The following is a 25,187-nucleotide window of genomic DNA, read 5'->3' as shown; positions in this document are numbered from 1 at the left end:
CGGTACCCGTACTCCTCCGCACCCCAGCCCCTCCGCCCCCGCGTCAGTGCCCATGCCCCTCGGCCCCATCCTCGTGCGCGGGCACCTGCGAGGCGGCCACCGCCGTCCCGGCCCGGACCGTGAACGCCGCGGTGTGCACCTCGCCGTCGTGCCTGAAGTCGAGGAACAGCCGGTAGGCGCCGCTGCTCGGCGCGGTGGCGGTGAAGGAGATCTCCGGTCCTGCCTTCGTCCTGCCGTCGCCGGGTTCGCCGTTTGGGTGGACATGGAGGTAGGCGAGGTCGCCGGAGCGCAGGGCGACCAGGTGGCCGTAGGCGCCGAGGTAGGGCTGGAGGTCGGTCACCGGGCGGCCGTCGCGCGAGACCTTCAGCTTCAGCTCGCTCGCCTTGCCCGGACGCAGGGCGCCGTCCAGCCGGACCTCGTAGCCGTGGATCCTCGCCGTCGTGTCCGGGGCGGGCAGCTGCTGCGGCCGGTAGGAGCCCGACGCCGCCAGGTCCGCGCCGAGGGTGAGGTTCTCCGCGCCCTTCTTCGCCGGGGTGAAGTCGGCGAAGACGCGGTAATCGCCGGCGCGGGGCAGTTCGACGGGGATGCTCCAGGTGCCGTCGGCGGCGCGGGTGGGGTGCAGATGGCGGTAGGTGACGAGATCCCGTGAGGCCACGATGAGGTGCAGTTCCTTCTCGTGCTCGCGCTCATAGGCGGTGACGGCGCGGCCGGCGCTGTCGCGGATGACGAAGCGCAGGTCGGAGCGGGTACCGGCGGTGACGCCGGGGGTCTTCAGGTCAAGGGTGTAGCCACCCGCGGACATCTCCAGCCCGCCGGCCGGCCGCGTCTCGTGGCCGCCGTGACCGCCGTCGCCGTCCGATGCCGGCGCCTGTGACGCCTCGCGGTGGCTGTCGTGGGCCGCGCGCGCGGGCTCCTCGACGACGGGGTCGAGGCCCTGGCCCACGCCATAGGCGGTGCCGAAGGTCGCGGCCAGTGCGGCGGCGAACGCGGTGATCCTCAGTCCGGCATTCATGGCGGTCTCCTGCGGGTCAGATGCCTCGGTATGGTCCTTCGATGCATTTCACCATACCCCCAGGGGGTATAAAGTCAATGCAGAACAACACTTGCCGTCCGTACCCCCCAGGGGTATATATGGACACCGGCAAGGATACCCCCACCCCGTACCCCGGTCGATCACGACCCCGCACCCCAGGAGGCCCCCATGTCCACCACCACCTACGCCGTCTCCGGCATGAGCTGCGCCCACTGCAAGGCCACGCTCACCAAGGTCATCGGCGAGCTGGACGGCGTCACCGAGGTCGGCGTCGATCTCGCGACCGGCCAGGTCACCGTCACCAGCGCCACCGAGCCCGACGACACCCTGATCGCCGAGGTCGTCGACGAGGCCGGCTACGAGCTCACCGGCCGCGCGGCCTGACCCGCACCCCGACCGCCGGGGCCCGGCCGCACCGGGCTCCGCCCGCACCCCGCACCAGGAGCAGTGATGACCACCACCGCGTCCGACCCGACGACCGAGGTAGAGCTCGCCATCGGCGGCATGACCTGCGCCTCGTGCGCGGCGCGCATCGAGAAGAAGCTGAACCGCATGGACGGGGTGACCGCCACCGTCAACTACGCCACCGAGAAGGCGAAGGTCAGCTACGGCGGCGAGGTCTCCGTCCAGGACCTGATCGCCACCGTCGAGGCGACCGGGTACACCGCGCAGGAGCCCGCACCGCCCGTGCCCGAGGTGGCCGCAAGCGCCGACAAGCACGATGAACTGCGGCCGCTGCGGGAGCGGTTGATCACCGCCGTGACGCTTGCCGTGCCCGTGATCGCGATGGCCATGGTCCCGGCCCTGCAGTTCGAGTACTGGCAGTGGCTGTCCCTGACCCTGGCGGCGCCGGTCGTGACGTATGCCGCATGGCCCTTCCACAGGGCGGCGTTCACCAATCTGCGGCACGGCGCGGCCACCATGGACACCCTGATCTCGGTCGGTACGTCGGCCGCGTTCCTGTGGTCCCTGTGGGCCCTGTTCCTCGGCACCGCGGGCGAGCCGGGCATGACCCACCCCTTCGAGCTGACCATCGCCCGCAGCGACGGCGCCGGCAACATATACCTGGAGGCGGCGGCCGGAGTAACCGCCTTCATCCTGGCCGGCCGCTACTTCGAGGCCCGTTCCAAGCGCAAGGCCGGCGCGGCGCTCAAGGCGCTGCTGGAGCTGGGCGCCAAGGACGTCACCGTCCTGCGCGGCGGCGGCGCCGAACAGACCATCCCCATATCCGAGTTGCAGGTCGGTGACCGTTTCCTCGTACGTCCCGGCGAGAAGATCGCCACCGACGGCACGGTCGTCGAGGGCTCGTCGGCGGTGGACGCCTCGATGCTCACCGGCGAGTCCGTGCCGGTCGAGGTCGCCGAGGGCGACCCGGTCACCGGTGCCACGATCAACGCGGGCGGCCGTCTCGTCGTCGAGGCCACCCGGGTGGGCGCCGACACCCAACTCGCCCGGATGGCCAAGCTGGTGGAGGACGCGCAGAACGGCAAGGCCGCGGCGCAACGGCTCGCGGACCGGATCTCCGCGGTCTTCGTACCGATCGTCATCGCCCTCGCGCTCGGCACCCTCGGCTTCTGGCTCGGCAACGGCGCCGGGGTGGCCGCCGCCTTCACCGCCGCGGTCGCCGTCCTGATCATCGCCTGCCCGTGCGCCCTGGGCCTGGCCACGCCGACCGCGCTGATGGTGGGCACCGGACGGGGCGCGCAGCTCGGCATCCTCATCAAGGGTCCGGAGGTCCTGGAGTCCACGCGCAAGGTCGACACGATCGTCCTCGACAAGACGGGCACCGTGACGACCGGCCGGATGACGCTGCTGGCCGTGCACACCGCCGGCGACGCCGACGAAGCCGAAGTCCTGCGGCTCGCGGGCGCGTTGGAGCACGCCTCCGAGCACCCGATCGCCCGTGCCGTGGCCGAGGGCGCGCTGGAGAAGCTGGGGTCGCTGCCCACGCCGGAGGACTTCGCGAACGTGCCCGGGTTCGGAGTGCAGGGCATCGTCGAGGGCCATGCGGTGCTCGTGGGCCGGGAGCGGCTGCTCGAAGAGTGGGCCATGGAGCTGCCGGAGGACCTCGCGCGCGCCAAGTCCGAGGCCGAGGCGTCCGGCCGTACGGCCGTCGCGGTCGCCTGGGACGGCGAGGCGCGGGCGGTCCTGGAGGTCGCCGACGCGGTCAAGGACACCAGTCCGGAGGCGATCCGGCGGCTGCGTGCCCTCGGCCTGACCCCGATCCTGCTGACCGGCGACAACAAGGCCGTCGCCCTGGCCGTCGCCCGCGAGGTCGGGATCGCGCCCGAGGACGTCATCGCCGAGGTGCTGCCGCAGGACAAGGCCGACGTGGTCAAGCGGCTGCAGGGCGAGGGCCGTTCGGTCGCGATGGTCGGCGACGGCGTCAACGACGCGGCCGCCCTGGCACAGGCCGACCTCGGGCTGGCGATGGGCACCGGCACGGACGCCGCGATCGAGGCCGGCGACCTCACCCTGGTCCGTGGCGACCTGCGCGCCGCCGCCGACGCCATCCGGCTCTCCCGCAGGACGCTCGGCACCATCCGGTCCAACCTGTTCTGGGCCTTCGCCTACAACGTCGCCGCCCTGCCGCTCGCCGCGGCCGGGCTGCTCAACCCGATGATCGCCGGCGCGGCGATGGCCTTCTCGTCGGTCTTCGTCGTCGGCAACTCGCTGCGGCTGCGCTCGTTCCGGACGACGGACTGATTCCCCGCAGATGACAAGGAGGGCGCCGCACACGCGGCGCCCTCAGTCGTGTGACGGCCTGTCAGCCTGTCAGCCTGTCAGCCGAAGGCCTTCACGGCCTGGTAGTACGTCCATGCCGTGCTGTTGCAGGCGGCCTTCGTCGCGCCGCCGTATCCGGCGCACACCCGCTTGAGGTCCTCGTAGAAGGCGCTGTCGATCCGTGACTTGTTGGCGCTGAACGTGCCCAGCGCCTTGTAGTTGCGGTAGCCGAAGTCGTGGCGGGCGCAGGACATCTGGAAGGGGAAGCCGAAGGGGTTGTCCGGGGAGGAGGAACAGTAGTCGGTGGACCAGTCGAACGCGTAGGCGCTCCAAGCGGACTGGTTCGCCCGGGCGGCGGCCCACGCGTTGTAGCTGGACGCGCTGGTCTGCGTCCAGCTCGAGAGGACCTGGGGCTTGTCGGCGGGAGCGGCCTCCGCGGCCGCGGCGGTGCCGAGGACGGTGATCAGGGCCAGGGACGATGCGCCAAGTGCGGTGGCGAGTCTGCGGTGCATTGCACACCTCCATGAGACCGCGGCCCGCCCGTCGGGCCGCAGGTTCATGACAAGATGATTCACACCGCAACTGCCCTTTCACACCTGCAAGTTGCCCAATGGACCATTAACTCCTGGATGCCCCCGCCAGTCGGACATGAACGGCGGTGAGCGCCAGCGCCAACGGACCCGGTGCCAGGAAGGCGAGCGGCAGCAGCATCCACGCGCACAGCGTGGCCGTGGCCGCCGCGAGCAGGACCAGACCGGAACCCCCCACATCCCGTACGGCGTCCAGGGCGGCCCCACGCAGGGCCGCCCGCCAGTCGGTGAGGGACTCGGGGCGGGCACACGCCCTCAGGCCCACCACCAGCGCGCCCGCGCCGATCGCGGCGGCCACCACCGCGAACAGCGGCGCCCCGGGGATCCCGACCTGGGCCAACGCCAGGTCCGTGACGAGCAGCAGCGCACCCGCCAGGGCGAGCACGCCGGCCGTGAGGTCACCGGCCCGCAGCCGTCGCCGTAGTACCGCCACGTACCGTCCGGCGGTGGCGGGTCGCCCCTCCCCGGCGCCGCGCAGCACCGCGCACGCGCTCGACAGCGCGGCCGGGACCGTCACCAACGGAAGGCAGGCCAGGGAGGTGGCAAGGCCCACGCTCAGCACGTCGGCGAAGAGGGTCGTCCGGGGCCCGAAGACCTCGCCCGGTTCACGCGTCGCCATGTCTCTCACCCCTTGATCCCGGAGTTGGCCATGCCCTCCACCAACAGCCGCTGGAAGGCGAGGAAGAACAGCACGATCGGCAGCAGCGCTATCACGGACATCGCGAACATGGGGCCGAACGCCGAGGTGCTGGAGGCGTCCACGAAGGAGCGCAGAGCGAGCGTGAGCGTGAACTTGTCCGGGTCGAAAAGATAGATGAGCTGGGTGAAGAAGTCGTTCCAGGTCCAGATGAAGGTGAAGATCGCCGTGGTGATCAGGGCGGGGCGGGTGAGCGGCAGCACGACCAGGAAGAAGCTGCGGAAGGGGCCGCAGCCGTCGATGCGGGCCGCCTCCTCCAGCTCACGTGGCAGGCCGCGCATGAACTGGACGATGAGGAAGACGAAGAAGGCTTCCGTCGCCAGGAACTTCGGCAGGATCAGCGGCCAGTACGTGTTCACCAGGCCGAGCTGGTTGAAGATGATGTACTGCGGGATCAGCACAGCGTGGTGCGGCAGCATGATCGTGGCGATCATGAAGGCGAACAGCGGTCCGCGCAGGCGGAACCGCAGGCGAGCGAAGGCGTACGCCGCGAGCGAGCAGCTGATCACGTTGCCGAGGACCGCGCCACCGGCGATCAGCAGCGAGTTGCTCAGCAGCCGCCAGATGGACACGTCGTTGACGCCCTCGAAAGCCGCCTTGTAGTTGGACCACTCCAGGTGGCCGGGCAGCAGGTCGAGGCTGGCGATGACCTCGTCCGCGGGCTTGAGCGAGGTGGCCAGCAGCCACGCCAGCGGGTACAGCATGACCAGCAGCGCGGCGAGGCAGCCGGTGTGCAGGGCGATCCGGCGCCAGGCAACGGGCCTGCGCGCGGCCTCGGTCGAGACGGAGGTCATCGGTCCCCCTCGGAGGCGTAGAAGACCCAGGAGCGCGAGGTGCGGAACAGCACCGCGGTGACGGCGCCGATGACGATCAGCAGCACCCAGGCCATGGCGGAGGCGTAGCCCATGTGGGAGGCCACGAAGCCTCGGTCGTAGAGGTAGAGGGTGTAGACGAGGGTCGAGTCGGCCGGACCGCCCTTGCCGGCGCCGATCGCGAAGGCGGGCGTGAAGACCTGGAAGGCCTGGATGGTCTGGAGGACGAGGTTGAAGAACAGGACCGGGGACAGCATGGGCACGGTGACGGACACGAATTGCCGCCACTTCCCGGCCCCGTCCACGGCCGCCGCCTCGTACAACTCGCCGGGGATCTGCTGGAGTCCCGCGAGGAAGATGACCATCGGCGCCCCGAACTGCCACACCGTCAGCAGGGCCACGGCGAGCAGCGCCCAGCCCGGCTTGTTGACCCAGCCGCCGGTGCCGAACAGGTTGTCCACCGTGCCGCCGTCGTTGAAGACCGCGCGCCAGACGAGGGCGATGGACATCGACGCGCCGAGCAGCGAAGGGGCGTAGAAGGCCGACCGGTAGAAGCCCTTGCCGCGTTTCATGGACTTCAGAGCGATCGCGACGACGAGGGCGAGCGCGAGTTGCAGCGGCACGGCGATGACGACGTACGTCAGCGTGGTCGCCACCGAACGCCAGTAGCGCGGGTCCTCGGTGAACATCTGGACGTAGTTGCGCAGGCCCACCCAGCGCGGCGGGTTGAACAGGTCGTAGTCCGTGAAGGACAGGTACAGCGACACGGCCATCGGCAGCAGCGTCAGAACGATCGCGCCGAGCACCCACGGGGACAGGAACACCCAGGCGGGGCCCTGGCGTTCGCGCTTGGGGCGGCGCTTCGGGACGGTGGTGGATCCCGGCTTCCTGGCGGCGGGCGCGGATATGTCGGTGGTGGTCATGACCTCAGCTCCGCCTTCGCCTCGGTGACGTAGTTCTCGGCCGCCTCGCGCGGCGACATGCGCTCGTACGACACCTGGTCGTAGTCGCGCTGGAAGGTGGTCTGCAGGGCGTTGTCGCCCGAGGGCGGGGCCTGTGGCGGGTCGTTGAGGGTGCCCTCGAGGGAGGACTGGTACGTGGCGATCGTCTTGTCGAAGTCCTTGAGCCGCGGCTCGATCTCCTTGCGTACGGCCTCGTTGACGGGGATGCCTCGGGTGGCGCCGAGGATCTTCGCCGCCTGTTCGTCGTTGATGAGGAAGTCGACGAGCTGGGCCGCCTCCTTCGGGTGGCCGGTGCCCGCCCCGACGCCGAGGAACATCGACGGCTTGAAGTACTGGCCGGGGGTGCCGTCCTCGCCGGAGGGCATCGGCGCGAGCGCCACGCCGCCGGGGATCAGGGCGAGGAAACCGCTGGCCGGGGCGTCCCAGTTGGAGTCGGCCGTGGCCTCTCCGCGCCCGAGCGGGGTGTTCTCGACGGAGCCGTCGAGCTGGGTGGTCTGCTCGGCGGGTGAGACGGCGCCCTCGCGCCGGAGCTCGTCGGTGAACGTCCACCAGCGGGTCAGGTCGTCGGAGGTGAAGCCGAGCCCGCCGTCCTTCGTGTAGAGGGACTTGCCCTGCCCACGCAGCCAGACCTCGAAGCAGTCCTCGCTCTGGCCGGGGTCGGTGGCGCCGGGCTTGCCGGTCTTCTGCGCCAGCGCGCGCATGGTGTCGGCCCACTCGCTCCAGGTCCAGCCGCTGCCCGGCAGCGGTACGCCTGATTCCTTCCACGTCTTGACGTCGTAGGCGACCGTCTCGGTGCCGCGTCCCTGGGGAATCGCGTACTGCGTGTCGTCGAGCCGGCCGGTGGCGAGGAGCCCCGGGTCGATCTCATTCGTGCGCAGTACGGCCTTCTGCTTCGCGAGGTCGAGCAGGACACCGCCGGAGGCGTACTGGTCGATCTGGCGGTAGTCGAGCTGCATCACGTCAGGGGCGTCGCCGCCCGCGGCCTGGGTGGCGAGCTTCTGTTTGTAGGCCTCGTAGGCCGAGAACGACGTCTGCACCCGGATGTCCGGGTGCTGTTTCTCGAACAGGGCGACGGCCTGCTCGGTGCGTTCCGCTCGGTCGGGGTTGCCCCACCAGGTGTAGCGCAGCACGACCTTGCCGCCGCCGACCGACTCCCCGGATCCCCCGCAGCCGGCCGACATCGTGCAGAGCACGAGTGCGACGACCGACGCGCAGAACCCCTTTGTCCTGTGTCCGGGCATGCCGAGGTCACCTCTCCTCTCCTCGGGCTTTTCTGTTTGGCCCCCCTCGGCCCCTTGCCTTCCCAGGCCCCCTCGGCCGGTTACTCGCCGCCGTACGGCAGCGTCGTGCCGGGCAGGTTGTACTCGTCCCGGCGACCGCACATCCCGAACCCGCCGAGGCGGGTGGGCGCGGCCTCGTACGCGGTCGCGTCGGCGAGGTACGCCGGCTCGCCCGCCTCCAGCGCGTCCAGCTGTGCGCCCGTGCGCTCGGCCGTGGCCAGCGCGCCCGCCCGCCACAGCTCCCGCCAGTTCGGCACCTTGGCCCGCACGAGCCGGGCGGCCGCGCGCTGGAACTCGGCGTACCGGCCGTCGTCCCCGGCGACGAGCGCCTCGCGCAGGGCGAGGTAGCCCTCGACGGCGAGGTCCCTGCGGCGACGCGCGGCAGCCGCGGTCTGCGGGCCGGTGCCGGGCGGCAGCGTGGCCGCGGCGGCGTACCTGTCCGGATCCGCCAGCACCTCGGGCGGGAACGTGAACACGGCGTCCCCGGCCTCCGGCAGCCCGCCGTTCTGCATCAGGACGGTGATGCGCAGATCGCCGCCCTGGACCATACGGTGCACGGTCCCCGGCGTGAACCAGGCGACGGAGCCCGGCTCCAGGGGGATGTCCCGGTAGCCGTCGGGGCTCAGCGTCTGCACCGCGCCCCGGCCGCCGGTGACGACGTACGCCTCCGTGCACACCAGGTGCAGATGCGGACTGCCGCCGCACACGCCGTCGGCGGCCTCCCAGTCGTAGGCGCTGAGGTGGGACAGGCCGACGGCGCCCGGCAGTGGCTGCGGGAGGCTGGGCTTCACCACGGCAGCCCCTCCAGGTGAGCGGCCACCCGCTCCCGGTCCCACACCCCGTCGGCGAAGACCACCCGGTAGCGGTACGCGAAGGACTCGCCGGGCGGCAGCTCGAACTCCTCGAAGAACGCCCAGGAGAACGCCACCGTCGGGATGGGCTCGGAGCGCACGAACCAGTGCGACTCGTGGATCGCTGACTGCTCGTCGAGGTTCTCGGGCGCGTGCGCGAAGACGAGCGTGGAGTGCCCGTCGACGTCGTCGTGCTCGGTGGTGAAGGCGAGCCACGGTCCCTGCGTGCCCATCAGCTTGCCCGCGTCCGCGCCCGCTCCCCCGTCGAGGTCCGGCCCGAACGCGGTGCCTCCGGTGAAGTCCCGGGGCCCGCGCCACTGGAGACCGGTGTAGCCGGCCATCTCACGGCCGGCGGTGGTGGGCGAGCCGAAGGCCAGCGGCTCGTCACGGAGGTTGGTGAGCCGGATCGACCAGTCCAGGGCCCAGGCGCCGGCGTCCTCGTCCACCGAGTGGACGGTCAGCCCGCGCACCTCGCGCGCCCACTCCTGGCCGCCGTTCTCGACCCAGGTGAGCTCCTCGGTGAAGGTGAGCCGGTCGTCCTCGACGGTGAACTCGCCGAAGCCGTCGTGCCGCATCGAGCCGACGCGCTCGGGCAGCGGGAGGTAACCCTCGCCGTGCACGTAGCAGTTGCCGCCCCAGAAGTTCTGCCCGGACAGATGGCTGGCGGTCATCTGCAGGCCCTTGTGCCAGCGGTGGTCTTGGGGCCGGTACCCGGTCACGGTGTGCCCGGCGAGGGTGCGCACGGGGTGGGCGTAGGGCTTGGGGGACTCGAACGCCTCCGGGTCGGGGCGGTAGACGTACCGCAGGATCTCGGTGCCGTTCGCGGCCGTGACCGCGATGTGGTCGCCGTGCGCGTGGGTGACGCGGATGCTCATGCGCGCTCCTTGGGGGCCCAGTGGGGGTGGTCGCCGTGCATGGCCGGGTAGAAGGGGTCACCGGGCTCGATCTCGCCGGCGTGCACGGGGCGTCCTGTGAAGGCGGCCTTGTAGAGGGCGGCGGCGAAGTCGAGGGTGGCCCGGGCGTCGGGGCCGCTGCCGGGCGGGCGGACACCGTTGTCGTAGGCGTCGAGGAGGGTGCCGAGCTGTGCCGTGTGGGAGCTGGGCAGGTCGGCCGCGAGGGTGCGCCAGGCGGTGGCGCGCTCGGAGGGGACGTGCGGGGCCGGGGTGTAGACCCAGTCGTCGTTGCGGTGGCCGTACAGGTGGGTGAGTTCGACCGTCGCGTCGGCGCAGTCGACGCGGATGCGGCTCACCTCGTGCGGGGAGAGCACGCTGTTGACGACGGTGGCGAGGGCGCCGTTCTCGAACCGCACCAGGGCCGTCGAGACGTCTTCGCTCTCGGTGTCGTGGACCAGGCGCGCGGCCATGGCCCGGATCTCCGCCCACGGGCCGAGCAGGTGCAGCAGCAGGTCGAACTGGTGGATGCCGTGCCCCATCGTCGGCCCGCCGCCCTCGGTGGCCCACCGTCCGCGCCACGGCACCGCGTAGTACGCGGCGTCACGGTGCCAGGTCGTCTGGCAGTGCGCGACCAGCGGGGCGCCCAGTTCACCGCTCGCGATCAGCTGCCGGGCGTGCACCGCGCCGGAGCCGTAGCGGTGCTGGAAGACCACCGACGCGTAGGCCCCGGACGCCTCCTCGGCGGCCGCGATGTCGTCGTACTCGGCGAGCGACAGGCACAGCGGCTTCTCGCACAGCACCCAGGCGCCCGCCTTGAGCGCGGCGACCGTCTGCTCCCGGTGCAGCGACGGCGGCGTGCCGATCAGGACCAGGTCGGGGCGTACGGCGTCCAGCATGTCGTCCGTGGAGGTGTATCCGGCGACGTCCTCCCCGGCGAGCTGCCGGAAGGCGTCCAGCCGGGCCTGGTCCACGTCGACGGCGGCGACCAGCTCCGCGCGGTCCGCGTGGTGTCTCAGCGCGGGGAGATGGCTGCCGCTGACGATGGCGCCGGTGCCGATCACGGCGACGCGACGGCGGGCGGGACTTCGGGACATGCAGTTCTCCTCGGACGGCCGGCGGACAGCCCGCATCAGAAAGCGCTTGCACTTCGAGGGTGACCCTAGGCAGGGACGGAATGTCAGGACAACCCCTCTGCGGCTACATGGCCAAAGCCTGACCCGCACGGCCCCGGCACACGTTCCGCACGCTCCCCTTCTCGGCGCCCGCTCAAACGGACGAAGATCACCGGGCGGGCCGGCGCTGTCCGGTGCTTCAACTCCGTGTCACAGAAGGGCCGTTGACAGGGCGCGGGATCCGCGCCACGGTGATGACTCGGCGCCCGGGAGGTCACTCATGGCAGCAGACGGCACCGATGCCGCTTTGGTCGCCCGCGTACGATCCCTGCGGCCGCTGATCCGCGAGCACACGCTGCGCGCCGAGCAGGAGCGGCGGGTGACGCCCGAGGTCGCGAAGGCGCTTTCGGACGCCGGGATCCACCGGATGTGCGTCCCCCGGCGGTACGGCGGCTACCAGAGCCGGGTACGCACCCAGGTGGACGCGGTGGCCGAGATCGCCGCGGAGTGCGGCTCGACCGCGTTCAAGACGGTGATCCAGGCCGGCTGCTCCTACATCGCCGCCCTGTTTCCCGACGAGGCACAGGACGAGATCTTCACCGGCCCGGATGTACGGGTCGGCGGCACCCTCGTGCCGGACGCGACGGCGGTCCGGACGGACGGCGGCTACGTCGTCAACGGCACATCGGGCTTCGCCACCGGCTGCCACGACGCCGACTGGCACCTGCTGACGGTCCGCGTCGAGTCCGAGTCCGGCGAGGGGCCGCCCGAGGTGCTGTGGACCGCCGTACCGATGGCCGAGCTGGAGATCCTCGACGACTGGTACGTGTCGGGGCTGGCCGGAAGCGGCAGCAACAGCGTCGTGGCCCGGGACGTGTTCGTGCCCGCTCACCGGGTCCTGCCGGTCGGGCCGCTGCTGGCGGGCGAGTTCCCCTCGAAGGCCAATGCCGACGACCCGTACTACCGGATGCCGGTCCTGCTGCTGTTCTGCGCGTGGACGGCGCCGCCCGCGCTCGGCCTGGCCCGCTCGGCCCTGTCGGCGTTCACCGAGCGCAGCCACCGGCGGGGCATCACGTACACCTTCCACCAGCGCCAGAACGAGGCGACGGTGACCCATCTGCAGGCGGCCGAGGCGGCCACGAAGATCTCCTGCGCCGAGCTGCTGACCAGCGACTTCGTCGCGCTGATCGAGGCGCGGGCGGAGTCCGGCGAGCCGTACACGGCCGAGGAGCGGGCCAGGATCCGGGCACAGAGCGGCTATGTGGCACGGCTGTGCAAGGAAGCCGTGGATCTGCTCGGCTCCGCGTCCGGGGCGTCGTCGCTGCACCGGGAGGTGCCGATGCAGCGGGCCGTGCGCGACCTGCACGCGCTGACACTGCATTCGTTCGTGAACCCGGCCACCAATCTGGAGATCTACGGCCGGGTCCTGTCCGGGCTGGATCCGGGTACGCCGTTCCTCTAGGCACCCTCTGCCAGGCACCCCTTTGTCAGGCCCCCTCTGTCCGGTGCCCTGTCTTGTCCAGGAAGCGCCGCAGCCGGGCCAGCGGCCAGGTGTTGATCACGTCGTCCTTGGTGAGCCAGCCACGCTGGGCCGTGCCCACGCCGTAGCGCAGGTAGGCCAGGTGGATGACGGCGTGGGCGTCGCTGTCGACGGCGAACCTCACGCCGTGCCGCCTGGCCCGCAGGATGTCCTCGTCGCGCAGGTCGAGGCGGTCCGGATGGGAGTTGATCTCCAGGGCCGTGCCGGTGCGGGCGCAGGCCGCGAAGACCGCGTCGAGGTCGACGTCGACGGCGGGGCGCTTGCCGATGAGGCGGGTGGTGGGGTGGCCGATGATGTTGACGTGCGGGTTCTCGCAGGCCCGGACGAACCGCCGGGTCAGCGCGTCGCGTCCCTGGTTGAAGTGCGAGTGCACCGAGGCCACGCACAGGTCGAATCCGTCGAGGAACTCCGGCGTCCAGTCCACGTCGCCGTCGGGGCCGATGTTCAGCTCGGCGCCGTGCAGCACCCGCATGCCGCCCCGTTTGCCGCGCCTGCCGTACTCGCCGTCGAGTTCGCGGACGCGTTCGCGCTGGGCGAGGATGCGCTCGTCGGTCATGCGCTGCATGGCCATGTCGGGGCCGTGGTCGGTGATGGCGTAGTAGGCGTAGCCGCGCTCGGCGGCCGCGGCGACCATCTCCTCCAGCGGGGCGAGCCCGTCGGTGAGGTCGGTGTGGGTGTGCAGATCGCCCCGGATGTCCTTCTCCTGGACCGGCTCGGGCAGCTCTCCGCGCAGCCCGGCCTCGATCTCGCCCCGGTCCTCGCGCAGGGTGGGCGGGATCCAGGGCAGGCCGAGCCGGGCGTACACGTCCTCCTCGGTCCGGGAGACGATCTTCTCGCCGGTCTCGGTGTCGAAGAGCCCGTACTCGGAGAGCTTGAGCTTCTTGTGGACGGCCATCTCGCGGGTGCGGATGTTGTGCGCCTTCGATCCGGTGAAGTACTGCATCGCCGCGCCCCAGGAGTCCGGCGGTACGACCCGCAGGTCGACCTGGAGGCCCTTGGTGGTGCGGATCGACGTCTTCTTCTCGCCGTGCGCGATGACCTCCGAGACGTACGGCAGCTCGGTGAAGGCGCGCATGAGCGGCTGCGGCTTCTTCGCCGCGACGAGGATGTCGATGTCGCCGATCGTCTCGCGAACGCGGCGCAGCGATCCTGCGTATGCGCAGCGCTCACAGCCGGTGACCTGCGACATCTCGGCGACGATGTCCTCGGCCAGGCTCATGGCGACGTCGATCAGGACCCGGTCGCCGGAGGACTGCAGCAGGCCGATGCCGTGCAGGATGTTCTCCTCGGTCTTCGGCCCGAAGCCCTTCAGGTCGCGCAGCCGCTCCTCGTGGATGGCGTCGGCCAGTTCCTCGGTGGTGGAGATGCCCAGCTCCTGGTAGATGACCAGGGCCTTCTTCGGGCCGAGCGTGGGGATGGCCGTCAGCTGCCGGACCCCGGCGGGGATCTTCGCACGCAGGTCCTCGACGGCGGAGACGCTGCCGTTCGCGAAGTACTCGACGACCTTCTCGGCGATCGACTTGCCGACGTTGGGGATCTCCTTGAGCCCCTTGACGTCGAGCTTGGACACGTCGGCATGGTGGCCGCCGATCGCCCGGGCGGCCTTCTCGTAGACGCGTGCCTTGAACGCGTCTCCTCCGGTGATCGAGATCAGGTCCGCGTACTCCTGGAGCAGCGCGGCGACCTCGTCGTTGGGGCGGGCCACCTCTCCAGGGTAGGCAAGGTGGGGCCGGGCGGCGCGGGCCGACGCCGCCGGGCCTGCCGGATGCGTTCGCTACTGGCCCAGGGGCGTGGGGGGCGTGCTCGTGGTGTCGAGCAGGGGCGTGGTCGGGAGGGGCGGGTGCGCGGGTACGGCCCGTTCCCTCGTCAGGGCGTTGATGATCCTGCGGGCCAGGAGGGGATCGGCGGGCAGGGTGTGGGCGGCGAACCAGCGGGCGGCCGACGGGTCGGGGGACGGTTCGACGAACTCGGCGCCCGCGTAGTCGTCGAGCGGTGGGTCGTAGACGTATCCCGCGACCACGCCGTGGTTCACCAGGCGTCCGAGGAGTGCGTCGCGGTCGTGGACCAGCAGCGGTACCCGGAACAGGGACGGCGGTCCGTCGCCCGCCCGCTCGCGCAGGGCGGGGGTGGCCCAGGTGGTGCCCGACAGCAGGGAGACTCCGGCCCGGCGCCGGGCGAGGTCGCCGTCGAGCAGGGCCATCCGCAGCTCCAACTGGCCCCGGACCAGGGCCCCGTGGCGGGAACGGAAGCCGTGCAGGTCGACCCGGACCCAGGGCTCGTACGCGGTCAGGCTCGGCGCCTGGCGTGCGCTGCCGGCGAGGCGGGGTGCGTGCAGGGCCATGCGGAACTCGTCGCGTTCCAGCAGGTTCAGGCGCTGCATCGTGCGCCACACCGGACGCACCAGGTGGAGGGTGCGGACGGCGGACCGCGCCAGCGGGCGCAGCGTGGTGGTCAGGTCGTCGCGCAGGCGCCTCGGGGTCAGCAGGTCGTCGCGCAGCAGCTCCAGTTCGCGTCGGGTGCGCGCGTCCTCGACGACGAGGAAACCGCCGGCCATCGCCGCCACGTGCTTGGACAGGCTGAACGCGGCCGCCGTGCCGAAGGTCCCGATGGGCTGCCCGTCCACGTGCGTGCCGATGGCGTGGGCGGCGTCCTCGATCAGGGGGATCCCCAACTGGTCGCAGCGGCGGCGCAGTTCGACGACTCGGTCCGGCAGGCCGTACAGGTTCGTGGTCAGGACGGCGTCCACATCGCGCCAGGTCGACTCCGGTACGGCGGCCGGGTCGATGTTGCCGTCCCACCGGGACACGGGAGCCTGGACGGGGCGCAGTCCGGCCGCGAGGACGACGAAGAGGATCACGTCGTCGTTCACCGGGGACATCAGCACCCGCGCGCCGGGCCGGCACCAGCGTCGCAGTGCCAGGTAAAGGGCCAGTCGGGCCGAGGGCGTGTAGACGCATTCGCGTCCGATGCGCCGTGTCATCATCGCGGCGAGCCGCGATCCGTACGGCATGGTCACCTCATCCGTGGAAGGGTACGAAGAAGGGTCGCCCGGTGCGGGCGTGCGCGCCCACGGGCATCGTTCGAGGCCGCTGATGCGGGGGGTTGGAGACCGCGAGGGGCCATGGACACGACGCCTGTATGTGGCGCGTGGGAGGAAGGGCCGCGCTCAGCGGGCGCGGGCCCCCACCCCTGGTGATGAGGTGCGCAGTGTGCCGACGGTCTTCAGCAGCCGGTCGGCGGGCTCGCGCAGCCTGGGATGGGCCAGGACCGTGTTTCTCAGACCGCGCACCGGTCTGCGCCACATCCGGTGGGCCGCCGCCACCGGGTGCGGGCGGGCCGCAAACCCTTCGGCCACCCGCAGTTCACGGGTCTTGAGCCAGTCCTTGTACTCCTTCGCGCCGCGCCCCATGTCCATGAGCGTCACGCCGTCCCGGCCGGCGGCCTCGGCCAGCCGCAGGTGCATCATCAGTCCGGGCGAGTAGTAGCCGAACCCGGGGTCGTAGGCGGTGAACCAGGCCGCGAACACGGTGCGCGACCGCGGCCCGAAGTGCGCGGCGACCGGCCGGTCACCGGCGTACACCACGGACAGGATGCCGGTGAAGTGCTCCTCGCGGACCTGGAAGAGGTGGTCCACCAGGTCGACGATCCACGGCTTGGCGAACCGGTCCATCCGCCCCGTCCTGCGGTACTGGGCGGACTTCCACCGCATGAGCGTACGCAGCATGCGCGGGTCGCGCTCGTCGTACACGAACCGCACCTCGCCCGCGTCCCGGGCCAGCCGGCGCTCCTTCTTCAGCGTCGTCTTGGCGAGCCCCGGGTACGTGGCGCGCAGCCACCCCGGGTAGTCGCCCTCGCCGGGTTTCAGGTCGAGCACGGGAGAGGCGAACGTCCCCGTGACGTACGGGCCGAACGGCTGCTGCTCCGCGACGAGGTGATCGAACTCGAAGACGGACAGCCCGCAGGCCCGCAGCAGTCGCCGGCTGTCCCAGGTGACCCCCGGCCGGTGCACCAGCGCCTGGCAGTCGGAGAGTCCTAAACCGATGGCCCGGCCGACGCCGTACGCGTTGCGCTCGTACGGCAGGAAGCCGACGGCCTCCCCGTTCTCGTGCAGCACCGCGACCCGGGCCCCACCGCGGTACCTGCCCACGCCCAGCGTGAACTCCGGTGCCAGAAAGGGGTTGGCGTAGTCGGGTGACTCGTCCATCGCCCGGTGCCACGCCCGGCGAAGCGACTCGTTCAGTTCCTCGGGTCTGTGAATCGTGATGGCGCTCGTGGATCGCATGGCGAACCGCTCCCCCCAGAATCCCCCCAAGACGCGCTTTTGGCGCCTCGTCACATTTACGCCCATGTCGAACTATGTGACGAGGCTCAAACGTCGCGAAACTGTACGCACGCTGTCAAGGCGCCGGGGCGATCCTTTAGCTGTGCTTGGTCAGGCCCCGACCAACGGACAACAGATGGAACTTGGTGAGGCCCGAGTTGAAGCCGAAGTTGTCGTCGGAGACGAGGACGAGCGAGCGTGACCCGCCGGGCAGATTAGGCCCCCAGGTGATGCCCTCGACGTTGTTGACGGGGGCGGGCAGCGGGGCGGTGGGCGCGTCCGAGACCGGGTCGACCTCGTAGACGTGCTCGGCGAGCGCCTCGCCCGTCCTGCGGTCCGTCACCAGCAGTCGGGACGGGCTCTTGGCGGTCAGGCTCGCGGCGGGGCCGTCCTGGACGAGGGCGTTCTCGGTGACGGTGACGGCCTTTCGGCCGTCCGGGGTGAGGGTGAGGCCCTCCAGCGCCTGGTTGTTGCGGACGCCCGCGACGAGCTTGCCGTCGGCCGACCGGACCGGCGCGTATGACTCGGGCAGCGGAAGTTCCCGCTCGTACGCGCCGGAGGGGGACGCCTCGCGGACCAAGGCGGGCTGCCCCGAGTTGGCCGCGCCTTCGCTGGTCCACAGCAGGCTTCGGCCCCCCGGCGTCCAGCGGATCGCCTCCGGGTCGACGGCCTTGGGGGCGAACGGCTCACCGGTCACGTCGTCGAGCACGGTGAGGCTCTCGACCTCGGGCCAGTCGTGGGCGAACGCGGTGCCGTGCAGCGGCAGTCGCAGGGTGTAGAAGCGGGCCTTGCCGTTCTCGGAGCGGTCGTCGCTGACGGCGACGAGAAGGGCGGCCGCCTTGAGGCCGCCGGAGAGCACGCGTGCGGGACGCACGCCCCTGGAGATCCAAGACGTTTTGCACAACAGCCGAGCGCAACGTCCGATATCGGCGGGCGGCTGCCCGCGTCAGCGGATCGCGACGACGACATGACTGTCGCCGTACTGCCAGACCACACCGGCATGCCCGAACCCCGCCTGCCGCAGCAGCCGTTCGTGCGCGGCCACGGACAGGCGCGCCGCGCTGTCGGTCCCCGTGGCCGGCTCCCGGCGCCGGCGTTCGGCGAGCAGGTCGGCCAGCTCGGGGTCAGCCGCGGCGGCCGTCCACCAGGAGTCCCAGTCCTCGTGCGCCAGGGCGCGCCCGCGTTCGGCGTGTCGGCGGCCGACGCATCCGGCGAGTCGGGCGAGCGCGGTGTCGTCGTGCGGGAAGTGGTCGCCGTTGACGAGGACGCCGCCGGGCCGCAGCAGTGCCGCGAGCTCCCGGTAGGTGCGGTGCAGGGCGCCGGGGCTCAGGTAGTGCAGTGCCGTCGTCGACACGGCGGCGTCCAGGGGTCGGTCGAGGCGCAGGGCGTGTGTCCAGCCCTCCTCGCCGATGACCGCGTCGACATAGCGGGCCGCGTCCGCGTGGTGGGTGCGGGCCAGCTCAAGCAGCAGGGGGTCCCGGTCGACGGCGACGATGTCGGCGTCCGGCAGCCTGCGCACGAGCCGGGCCGCGAGCGAGCCGGGACCGCAGCCGAGGTCCACGACCAGCGGTCGGGCCGGTCTGCCGGTCACGGCCCGCTCGACGACGTCGGCGATCACCGTGAACCGCTCCTCACGGTCCACGGCGTACCGCTGCTGCTGGCGTTCCCAGCGCTCCACCCACCGCTCCGCCGTTGCCAGGCTCAGCCCCATCCGGTCGCGCCACCTTGCCGTCTCGCACCTGTCGCTGTCGCGCCGACCTTACAGGTGGAAACGGTTCCCATTCCCTCTAACGGCGGTACCGTCACCCGAGGGTGGCAAGGACGGCCAGCAGCCGGTCGACCTCCTCGACGGTGTTGTGGACGTGCGGGCTCACCCGCACCGACCCGGTCCGCTCCCCCGCGCGGCCCTGGCAGTGCTGGTCGGAGCGGACCATGAAGCCGTGGCTGAAGAGGATGAAGCCCAGGTCCGAGGAGTCGATGGCGTGGTGCCGGAAGGTGACGATGCCCTGGCGCCGCTGTACCGGCGAGTCGGCGGCCAGGCTGGTCTGGCAGCCGAGGATCTCGTAGGCGTCGAGATGGCGCAGCCCGTCGGTGAGCCGGGACGCAAGGGCGACCGTCCACTGCTCGATCCGGTCGGTGCCGGCGGCGTCCAGCCAGTTCATGGCGGCGGTGAGGGAGGCGATGCCGACGGTGTTGGGGGTGCCCGACCAGCCGCCCGGCACGAAGTCCGGTCCGCGGGAGCGGCGGGCCCAGACGGCTCCCGTGCCGGGCAGGGCCATGGCCTTGTGCCCGGAGAAGACGACGAAGTCGACGTCCAACTCGGCCACGGACACCGGCAGATGACCGATGCTCTGGGCCGCGTCCAGGCAGATGACCGCGTCCGGGCCGACCGCCCGGCGGATGCGGTGGATGTTCATGTCGCCGCCGTACACGTGGTGGACGTGGGTGGCGGCGACGAACCGGGTGCGTCCACCGGCCGTTTCCGCGAGCGCGGTGTGGTCGTAGTCGCCGGACGCCCGCTGGTACGGCATCGGCCGGACGCGGATGCGGACGCCCTGGCGGGCCAGGTGCTGTTGGGCCTCCAGCCAGGGCACGATGTTGGCCTCGTGGTCGGCGAACGGGACGACGATCTCGTCCCCGTCGGCGAGGAGCCCCGGCAGCCAGTCGCGGGCGACGGTGCGCAGGCCCTCGGTGGTGCCGCTGGTGAAGTGCACGGCCGAGCGCTCCGGGGCGGGATCGCCGAGGAACCGCTTCACCCGGTCGCGGGCCTGCTCGACCAGGACCGTGGTCCGGTTGGCCCAGGGGTAGGTGCCGCGTCCGGCGTTGGCGTTGGTCGTGGTGAGGTAGGTGTGGACGGCATCCAGCACGGCCTGCGGCTTCTGCGCGGTGGCCGCGCTGTCGAGGTAGGCCTGTTCCGGGTGTGCGGTGATGATCGGGAACTGGGCGCGCAGGGCGTGCTGCCACTCCCCCAACTCCTCGATGGCGGCGCCGACTTGGGTCTCGGTCCTGGATACGGTCATGGCGGTCAGTCCCGTACGAGGGGTGCGCCCGCGTCGCGCCAGGCGATGATGCCGCCGGTGAGACTGCGGACGTCCGGGTGTCCCATGCGGGTGAGCAGGGCGGCGTAGCGGGCGGATTTCTCGCCGACCGGGCAGGCCAGCAGGACCGGGCGGTTGTGACTGAACGGCAGCCCGCCGTGCAGGAGTTCCTCGAAGAGCTCGTCCACGATGTTGACCGATCCGTCGATGTGCAGGGCGGCGTAGGCGTAGGGGCTGCGCAGGTCGACCACGAGCGGCTCTCCGGTGCCGATCCACGCCTGGGCGTCGGCGATGCCGATGGCCGGTGCCGTGCGCGTCTCCGCGTCCGACACGTCGGCCGGGGAGTTCCTGCGCATCGGACGGCCGAAGAGCTCGGGGCGCCGTCGGCGGACGTAGCTCAGGTAACTCTCGACCCGGTCGCAGACGATGAAGACGGCCGACTGCCGCTCCGTCAGTTGAGCGTCCGCCGCCTGCAGTTGGCGTATGGCTCCGAAGTAGGCGGCCCCTCCGGTAGGTCCGGCCAGGATGCCGCAGCGGCGGTTGAGGGTCAGCATCCCCTCGATCGCCTCGTCGGCGCTCACCGTCTCGATGGTGTCGTAGGTCGCGGGGTCGAACAGCCCCACCTCGTGCGCCTCGTCGATGGTGCGGATGCCGGGGATGAAGTCGGACTTGGCCGCGACCAGGCCGGCGACCCGTACGGCGGGGTCGTGTTCACGCAGGGCGCGGGCGACGCCGGTGGAGGAGCCGGCGGTGCCCACGCAGGCGATGAACCAGTCCGGTGCCCGGCCCTCGAGGTCCTTGACGATCTCCGGGCCGGTGCCGGTGAAGTGGGCTTCGGTGTTGCGCGAGTTGAAGTACTGGTCGGTGTGCAGGTAGGTGCTGTCGGGCTCGGAGAGGGAGCGGTGGAAGAGGGTGAGCGGGTCGTCGGTGGCGGTGGGGTCCAGGCACTCGCTCTGGCCGGGGAGCTCCTCGATCTCCGCACCGAGCAACAGCAGCAGGTCCTTGATCTCCGGGATGCGCATCCGGTTGGTGACGCTCTTGAAGGTCAGGCCGTGCATGCCCGCGAGGACGGCCAGGGCCTTGGCGGTGTTTCCGCTCGACAGCTCGACGACCTGGCCGCCCTGATCGGCCGCGGCGGCCAGGTGCGGACGCGCCATGTTCCAGGCGGCCCGGTCCTTGACCGAACCGAAGGGGTTGAGCAGTTCCAGCTTGGCGTACAGGTCGATGTGCCTGAGGCCGTGCACGGCCGGATCGATGCGCACCAGCGGTGTGTTGCCGATGGCCTCGGTGATGCTGTCGTACCTCACTGCGCTCCCCCCACGGGTGTGGTCGGCCAGTACTGGTCGTCCAGGCACCAGCGCCAGGTGTCTCCCTCCTGCCAGGCGGCGACCTTGCGCGCGACGGGCTGGTGCTGGGCCCGGGTGGCGTGGAAGTCCATGCAGTAGCCGGCCGTGTTGGCGAACACCAGCAGGTCACCCGGTTCGGGGCGGCGGGGCAGGAAGACCGTGCGGCGGGTGATCAGGTCGGACTCCAGGCATCGGCTGCCGAAGAGGTGCACGGCGACCGGCTCGGCCACGGTGCCGACGCCTGCCGGGGCCCGGGGCACGACGACGGGGTCCATGAGCACCCCGTGTTCCTCCAGCGCCACGTCGTCGGCCTTGGCCGCGAGCCGTACGGCAAGAGGACCGTCGGCCTCCTGGTCGCGTACCTCCAGCACCTTCGTCAGGGTCAGTCCGCACTGGTCGAGCAGCGCTCGGCCGGGTTCGGTGTGCAGGTCGTACAGGTGCTCAAGGAGCAGGGCGGCCAGCGGACGTCCGCCCAGGGACGCGGCCGGGTGCGCGAGCAGTTCGTCGAGGTAGGCGGCGCCGGCGACCGGACGGTGGGCGGGGTACAGGCCGAGCGTGCCGCGCAGGGTGCCGCCTTCGCTGCGCAGTCCGTAGCCGTGGCCGCCGTAGGTCAGGGGCGGGCGGGTGCCCAGGACGGCTTCGGTGAGTTCGGTCGTGTACCGCTCCCACTGTCCGCCGTCGGCCAGGTAGTTGGCGCCGAATCCGCCGCCGATGTCCACGGACCGGGGCCTGAGCCCCCGGCTCCGGCATTCCTCCAGCACCCGCAGACAGCCTTCCAGTGCCGTGGCCTTCTCGGTGAAGCTCGTGGTGTCCAGGTGGTAGGCCACCCCGACCAGGTCGACCACGTCGGCGTGCCGTTCGACGGCCTCCAGCAGTGCGTCCAACTCCCCTACGGCGGTGCCGAATCGGCTGCGGCGGCTCAGTACGCGCACGCCGGAGGCCTCGAACCCCGACAGCCGGAGCAGGATGCGGGCCCTGGGCAGCGCGTGTTTGCGTACCAGGGTGGCGAGTTGGTCCAGTTCGCCGCGGCCGTCGAGGCTGACAGTGACCGAGGCTCGGGCCGCCAGCCACAGGAATTCCGGGTTCTTCGGGCCGGTGGCGGTGATCCGGTCGGGGGTGAAGCCGGCGCCGAGGGCGTGCTGCAGCTCGCCCAGCGAGGCGACGTCCACGCCGGCGTCCGTCGCCGCGAGCCGTCGCAGCAGGGCGCTGGAGCGGTTGGCCTTGTGGGCGAGGAACACCTGGCCGGACAGGTGGTGCTTGCCGTAGACCGAGCGGAACTGCTCAAGGTTGTCGGCGAGTTGGTCGGGGACGACCAGGTTCAGCGGTGACCCGAGGGCGTCGGTGAGCGTGTGCAGCAGATCCGGTGAGTCCAGCAATGAGCGCAGCCGTAATTCCAGCCGCGGTTCGAGATACAAGGGCTGCCCGCCCATGTACGGCCCCTCCCCGTGCTTCGGGCCCGGCAGGCCGGGCTCTGACCACCACTCCCCGCGGTTTGCCGTATAGCTCCTTTCCCTTCCTTCCGGTGGTTTACGCCCTGTAGCTACCCCCGTGGGTGGTTACGTCAGCGGACGGCCGGATCCCACCAGTGCCGGAGGTTCCAACCGGCTCCAAGCTGACCGTCAGGCACCCTTCTGCTCAACTGCCTTCTCTCGTAACGTCGTTGCCGCTAGAGATCGCCATGACGATGGAAGAAGGGGCTTCATGGGCAGAGGTCTGCTGTCTCTGGTTCTCGCCACGGTCACCGGCGCCGCGTTACTCGCGGCACCGGCGGCCGCCGCGCCGACCCCGCCGTCCGGGTCGTCGGCGCCACCCGGCCCTACGGATGTGTACCGGCCGGTCCGTGGACCGTCCGCTCCCGCCGAGTACCGCTACCTCCAGAAGACCCTGCCGGGCGAGTCCATTCCGCGCCACGCCCATGACCTCGCCGCCGCGCAGGCCCGCGAGCTGCCCACCGTCGGCGGACGCTGGAAGAGTGTCGGCCCCACCAACATCGGCGGGCGGATCGTCTCTCTCGCGCTCGACCCGAAGCGCGCCGACACCCTGTACGCGGCGGCCGCGAGCGGCGGACTGTGGCGCAGCACCGACGCCGGGGAGACGTTCCACTCGGTGTGGCCGGACAGCTGGACGCAGGCCATGGGCGCGGTGGCCACCGCCCCCGACGGCACCCTGTACGTCGGCACCGGTGAGCCCAACCCGGGCGGCGGGAGCATCACCTACGAGGGGACGGGCCTGTACCGGAGCCGGGACGGCGGCCGGACCTGGACGCCGATCGGCCTGCGCGACTCCGGCGCGATCAGCGCCATCACCGTCGACCCGGCAAACCCTCGCCGCATTTATGTCGCCGCGGCCGGCTCGCTGTACAACGGCGGTGGCGACCGGGGCGTCTACCGCTCCGAGGACGGCGGCTCGACGTGGGAGCGGATCCTCGCCGGCGCCAACGAGTTCACCGGCGCCACCGAGATCGTCGTCGACGGCGACCGCCTCTACGCCGTGCTGTGGGACCACCGCCGAACGCCGGAACTGCGGACGTACGGCGGTGTCGGCTCGGGCGTCTTCCGCAGCACGGACGACGGCGCGACCTGGCAGCGGCTCGGAGGCGGGCTGCCCGCCGCGGGCCCCGACGTGGGACGCATCGGCCTCGCGGTCGCGGGCGAGCGGCTCTATGCGATCGCCAACAAGGCCAGTGGCCCCTTCGAGGGCTTCTACGCCTCCTCCGACAGCGGCGACAGCTGGACCCGCACCCCTGCCGACGATGATCTGACGGGTTCCCAGTCCAGCTTCGGCTGGTGGTTCGGCAAGGTGTGGATCGATCCCAGGGACAGCAAGCATGTGCATGTGGCCGGCGTGCCCCTGATGACCACGAAGGACGGCGGCGGCACCTGGACGGCCGACGACACCAGCATGCACGTCGACCAGCACGCCATGGTGTGGGATCCGCGTCGCCCGGGCCGCGTCTACCTCGGCAACGACGGCGGCGTGTACCGCTCCGACTCGGGCGGCGATGGCGGCTGGGTCAAGTCCCGCCACCAGCCGTACACCCAGCTCTACAGCGCGGCGATCAGCCCGCAGGACGTCACCAGGATCTCGGGCGGCGCCCAGGACAACGGCTCGCTGCGCTCCTGGGGCGGGGAGGGGTTCAACGAGTACCTCGGCGGCGACGGCGAGGAGAACCTCATCAACCCGACCGATGTGAACAACGTGTTCGCCTGCTATCAGTACGGCAACTGCTTCAGCTCCACCGACGGCGGCGACACGCTCACGTACTTCGCGGACCGGACGACGTACAAGCGCCGCAACTGGTTCACCCCGGTGGTCTTCGACCCGCGCGACCCGAAGATCCTCTACTACGGCTCGGAGGTGCTGAACCGCTCCACGGACGGCGGCGCGACCTGGCAGCCGATCAGCCCGGACCTGAGCGGCGGCCCGGGCCCCGACCCGATCTACACCAACTACGGCACGATCACCTCCATCGCCCCGGCGGGCGACGGGCGCACCGTGTACGTCGGCACGGACGACGGCCGCGTCTGGGTCACCCGGGACCTCGGGACGACCTGGACGAAGCTGGCCGAGGGGCTGCCCTGGGTCACCCGGGTGGTGGTCGACCCCAAGGACCCGAAGCGGGTGTGGACCACGCACTCGGGCTACCGCTCGGGCTCCCCGCTGGCCCATGTCCACGGCAGCACCGACGGCGGCCGGCACTGGCGGAACCTGTCGGGCAACCTTCCGGCGGCGCCCGTCAACGACCTGGTCGTCGCCCGCGGCGGCATCCTCTACATCGGCACCGACCAGGGCGTGTTCACCAGCGTCACGGGCGGCGGCCGCTGGCTGCGGCTCGGCCGTGGGATGCCGCAGGTGCCGGTCGACGACATCGAGTACGACGCGGGTCACAGCCGCCTGGTGGCCGCGACCTTCGGCCGGGGCTTCTACGAACTCACCACTGCCTGAACACCGACCGGGCGGATGCGGCGGGCGGCACCTCGCGCGCCGC

The 25,187-nt window shown here is 71.3% G+C and carries 21 protein-coding genes; 4 read left to right on the top strand and 17 right to left on the bottom strand.

Annotated features, from left to right (window positions below):
* Positions 1–43 precede the first annotated feature (43 nt).
* Positions 44–1,012, bottom strand: coding sequence for a hypothetical protein (locus tag EJ357_RS41750; protein ID WP_126397184.1), 969 nt, complete (start codon positions 1,010–1,012; stop codon positions 44–46).
* Between the two features lie 189 nt (positions 1,013–1,201).
* Between EJ357_RS41750 and EJ357_RS41745 the strand changes: the two genes are divergently transcribed.
* A complete protein-coding gene (locus tag EJ357_RS41745) occupies positions 1,202–1,417 on the top strand; it encodes a heavy-metal-associated domain-containing protein (RefSeq protein ID WP_126397183.1) in 216 nt (71 codons plus the stop codon).
* A gap of 66 nt (positions 1,418–1,483) precedes the next feature.
* A complete protein-coding gene (locus EJ357_RS41740; RefSeq protein ID WP_126397182.1) occupies positions 1,484–3,739 on the top strand; it encodes a heavy metal translocating P-type ATPase in 2,256 nt (751 codons plus the stop codon).
* A 77-nt stretch (positions 3,740–3,816) separates the two neighbouring features.
* Here EJ357_RS41740 and EJ357_RS41735 read toward each other — a convergent pair whose 3' ends face one another.
* From EJ357_RS41735 to EJ357_RS41700, 8 genes are all read right to left on the bottom strand, one after another.
* Positions 3,817–4,269, bottom strand: a complete 453-nt coding sequence (locus EJ357_RS41735; RefSeq protein WP_126397181.1) for a phospholipase — start codon at positions 4,267–4,269, stop codon at positions 3,817–3,819.
* A 106-nt stretch (positions 4,270–4,375) separates the two neighbouring features.
* Positions 4,376–4,966, bottom strand: a complete 591-nt coding sequence (locus tag EJ357_RS41730) for a hypothetical protein (protein ID WP_126397179.1) — start codon at positions 4,964–4,966, stop codon at positions 4,376–4,378.
* A 5-nt stretch (positions 4,967–4,971) separates the two neighbouring features.
* Positions 4,972–5,838: a carbohydrate ABC transporter permease gene (locus EJ357_RS41725; RefSeq protein ID WP_126397177.1), complete on the bottom strand. Its 867-nt coding sequence runs from the start codon at positions 5,836–5,838 to the stop codon at positions 4,972–4,974.
* Positions 5,835–6,779, bottom strand: a complete 945-nt coding sequence (locus EJ357_RS41720) for a carbohydrate ABC transporter permease (RefSeq protein ID WP_126397175.1) — start codon at positions 6,777–6,779, stop codon at positions 5,835–5,837. The genes EJ357_RS41725 and EJ357_RS41720 overlap by 4 nt, the downstream gene beginning before the upstream one ends.
* On the bottom strand, positions 6,776–8,059 hold the full coding sequence (locus tag EJ357_RS41715) for an ABC transporter substrate-binding protein (RefSeq protein ID WP_126397173.1): 1,284 nt from the start codon (positions 8,057–8,059) through the stop codon (positions 6,776–6,778). Before EJ357_RS41715 ends, EJ357_RS41720 begins: the two co-directional genes overlap by 4 nt.
* Positions 8,060–8,139: 80 nt before the next feature.
* Complete coding sequence (locus EJ357_RS41710; protein ID WP_126397171.1) at positions 8,140–8,892, bottom strand: cupin domain-containing protein; 753 nt, start codon at positions 8,890–8,892, stop codon at positions 8,140–8,142.
* Positions 8,886–9,824, bottom strand: coding sequence for a DUF6807 domain-containing protein (locus tag EJ357_RS41705; protein ID WP_126397169.1), 939 nt, complete (start codon positions 9,822–9,824; stop codon positions 8,886–8,888). The genes EJ357_RS41710 and EJ357_RS41705 overlap by 7 nt, the downstream gene beginning before the upstream one ends.
* Positions 9,821–10,936 (bottom strand): Gfo/Idh/MocA family protein, encoded by a 1,116-nt coding sequence (locus EJ357_RS41700; protein WP_126397167.1) that lies wholly within the window; start codon positions 10,934–10,936, stop codon positions 9,821–9,823. Before EJ357_RS41700 ends, EJ357_RS41705 begins: the two co-directional genes overlap by 4 nt.
* Positions 10,937–11,234: 298 nt before the next feature.
* Between EJ357_RS41700 and EJ357_RS41695 the strand changes: the two genes are divergently transcribed.
* Positions 11,235–12,416, top strand: a complete 1,182-nt coding sequence (locus EJ357_RS41695) for a flavin-dependent monooxygenase (protein WP_126397165.1) — start codon at positions 11,235–11,237, stop codon at positions 12,414–12,416.
* Between the two features lie 25 nt (positions 12,417–12,441).
* Here the strand turns inward: EJ357_RS41695 and polX are convergent, their stop codons facing one another.
* The 8 genes from polX to EJ357_RS41655 all read right to left on the bottom strand — a co-directional run bounded on the left by polX (position 12,442) and on the right by EJ357_RS41655 (position 22,629).
* Positions 12,442–14,199, bottom strand: a complete 1,758-nt coding sequence (gene polX, locus EJ357_RS41690) for a DNA polymerase/3'-5' exonuclease PolX (protein WP_126397163.1) — start codon at positions 14,197–14,199, stop codon at positions 12,442–12,444.
* Positions 14,200–14,268: 69 nt separating this feature from the next.
* Positions 14,269–15,504 carry a DegT/DnrJ/EryC1/StrS family aminotransferase gene (locus tag EJ357_RS41685; protein WP_126397161.1) on the bottom strand — a complete coding sequence of 412 codons (1,236 nt, stop codon included), beginning with the start codon at positions 15,502–15,504 and terminating at the stop codon, positions 14,269–14,271.
* Between the two features lie 156 nt (positions 15,505–15,660).
* Positions 15,661–16,776: a GNAT family N-acetyltransferase gene (locus EJ357_RS41680; RefSeq protein WP_126397159.1), complete on the bottom strand. Its 1,116-nt coding sequence runs from the start codon at positions 16,774–16,776 to the stop codon at positions 15,661–15,663.
* Positions 16,777–16,912: 136 nt separating this feature from the next.
* Positions 16,913–17,689 carry an esterase-like activity of phytase family protein gene (locus tag EJ357_RS41675; RefSeq protein ID WP_126397157.1) on the bottom strand — a complete coding sequence of 259 codons (777 nt, stop codon included), beginning with the start codon at positions 17,687–17,689 and terminating at the stop codon, positions 16,913–16,915.
* A gap of 72 nt (positions 17,690–17,761) precedes the next feature.
* Positions 17,762–18,526 (bottom strand): class I SAM-dependent methyltransferase, encoded by a 765-nt coding sequence (locus tag EJ357_RS41670; protein WP_126397155.1) that lies wholly within the window; start codon positions 18,524–18,526, stop codon positions 17,762–17,764.
* Between the two features lie 91 nt (positions 18,527–18,617).
* On the bottom strand, positions 18,618–19,835 hold the full coding sequence (locus EJ357_RS41665) for an aminotransferase class V-fold PLP-dependent enzyme (protein ID WP_126397153.1): 1,218 nt from the start codon (positions 19,833–19,835) through the stop codon (positions 18,618–18,620).
* A 5-nt stretch (positions 19,836–19,840) separates the two neighbouring features.
* Positions 19,841–21,160 (bottom strand): pyridoxal-phosphate dependent enzyme, encoded by a 1,320-nt coding sequence (locus EJ357_RS41660; RefSeq protein ID WP_126397151.1) that lies wholly within the window; start codon positions 21,158–21,160, stop codon positions 19,841–19,843.
* On the bottom strand, positions 21,157–22,629 hold the full coding sequence (locus EJ357_RS41655; protein ID WP_126397149.1) for a Y4yA family PLP-dependent enzyme: 1,473 nt from the start codon (positions 22,627–22,629) through the stop codon (positions 21,157–21,159). Before EJ357_RS41655 ends, EJ357_RS41660 begins: the two co-directional genes overlap by 4 nt.
* A 271-nt stretch (positions 22,630–22,900) precedes the next feature.
* On the opposite strand from EJ357_RS41655, the gene EJ357_RS41650 reads away from it, so the two are divergent.
* Positions 22,901–25,144, top strand: a complete 2,244-nt coding sequence (locus tag EJ357_RS41650; protein WP_126397147.1) for a WD40/YVTN/BNR-like repeat-containing protein — start codon at positions 22,901–22,903, stop codon at positions 25,142–25,144.
* Positions 25,145–25,187: the final 43 nt, after the last annotated feature.

Source organism: Streptomyces cyaneochromogenes (assembly GCF_003963535.1).
GTDB classification, from domain to species: domain Bacteria; phylum Actinomycetota; class Actinomycetes; order Streptomycetales; family Streptomycetaceae; genus Streptomyces; species Streptomyces shaanxiensis.
The sequence above is the reverse complement of the archived record's forward strand: the minus strand, read 5'-3'. Positions and strand labels throughout refer to the sequence as shown.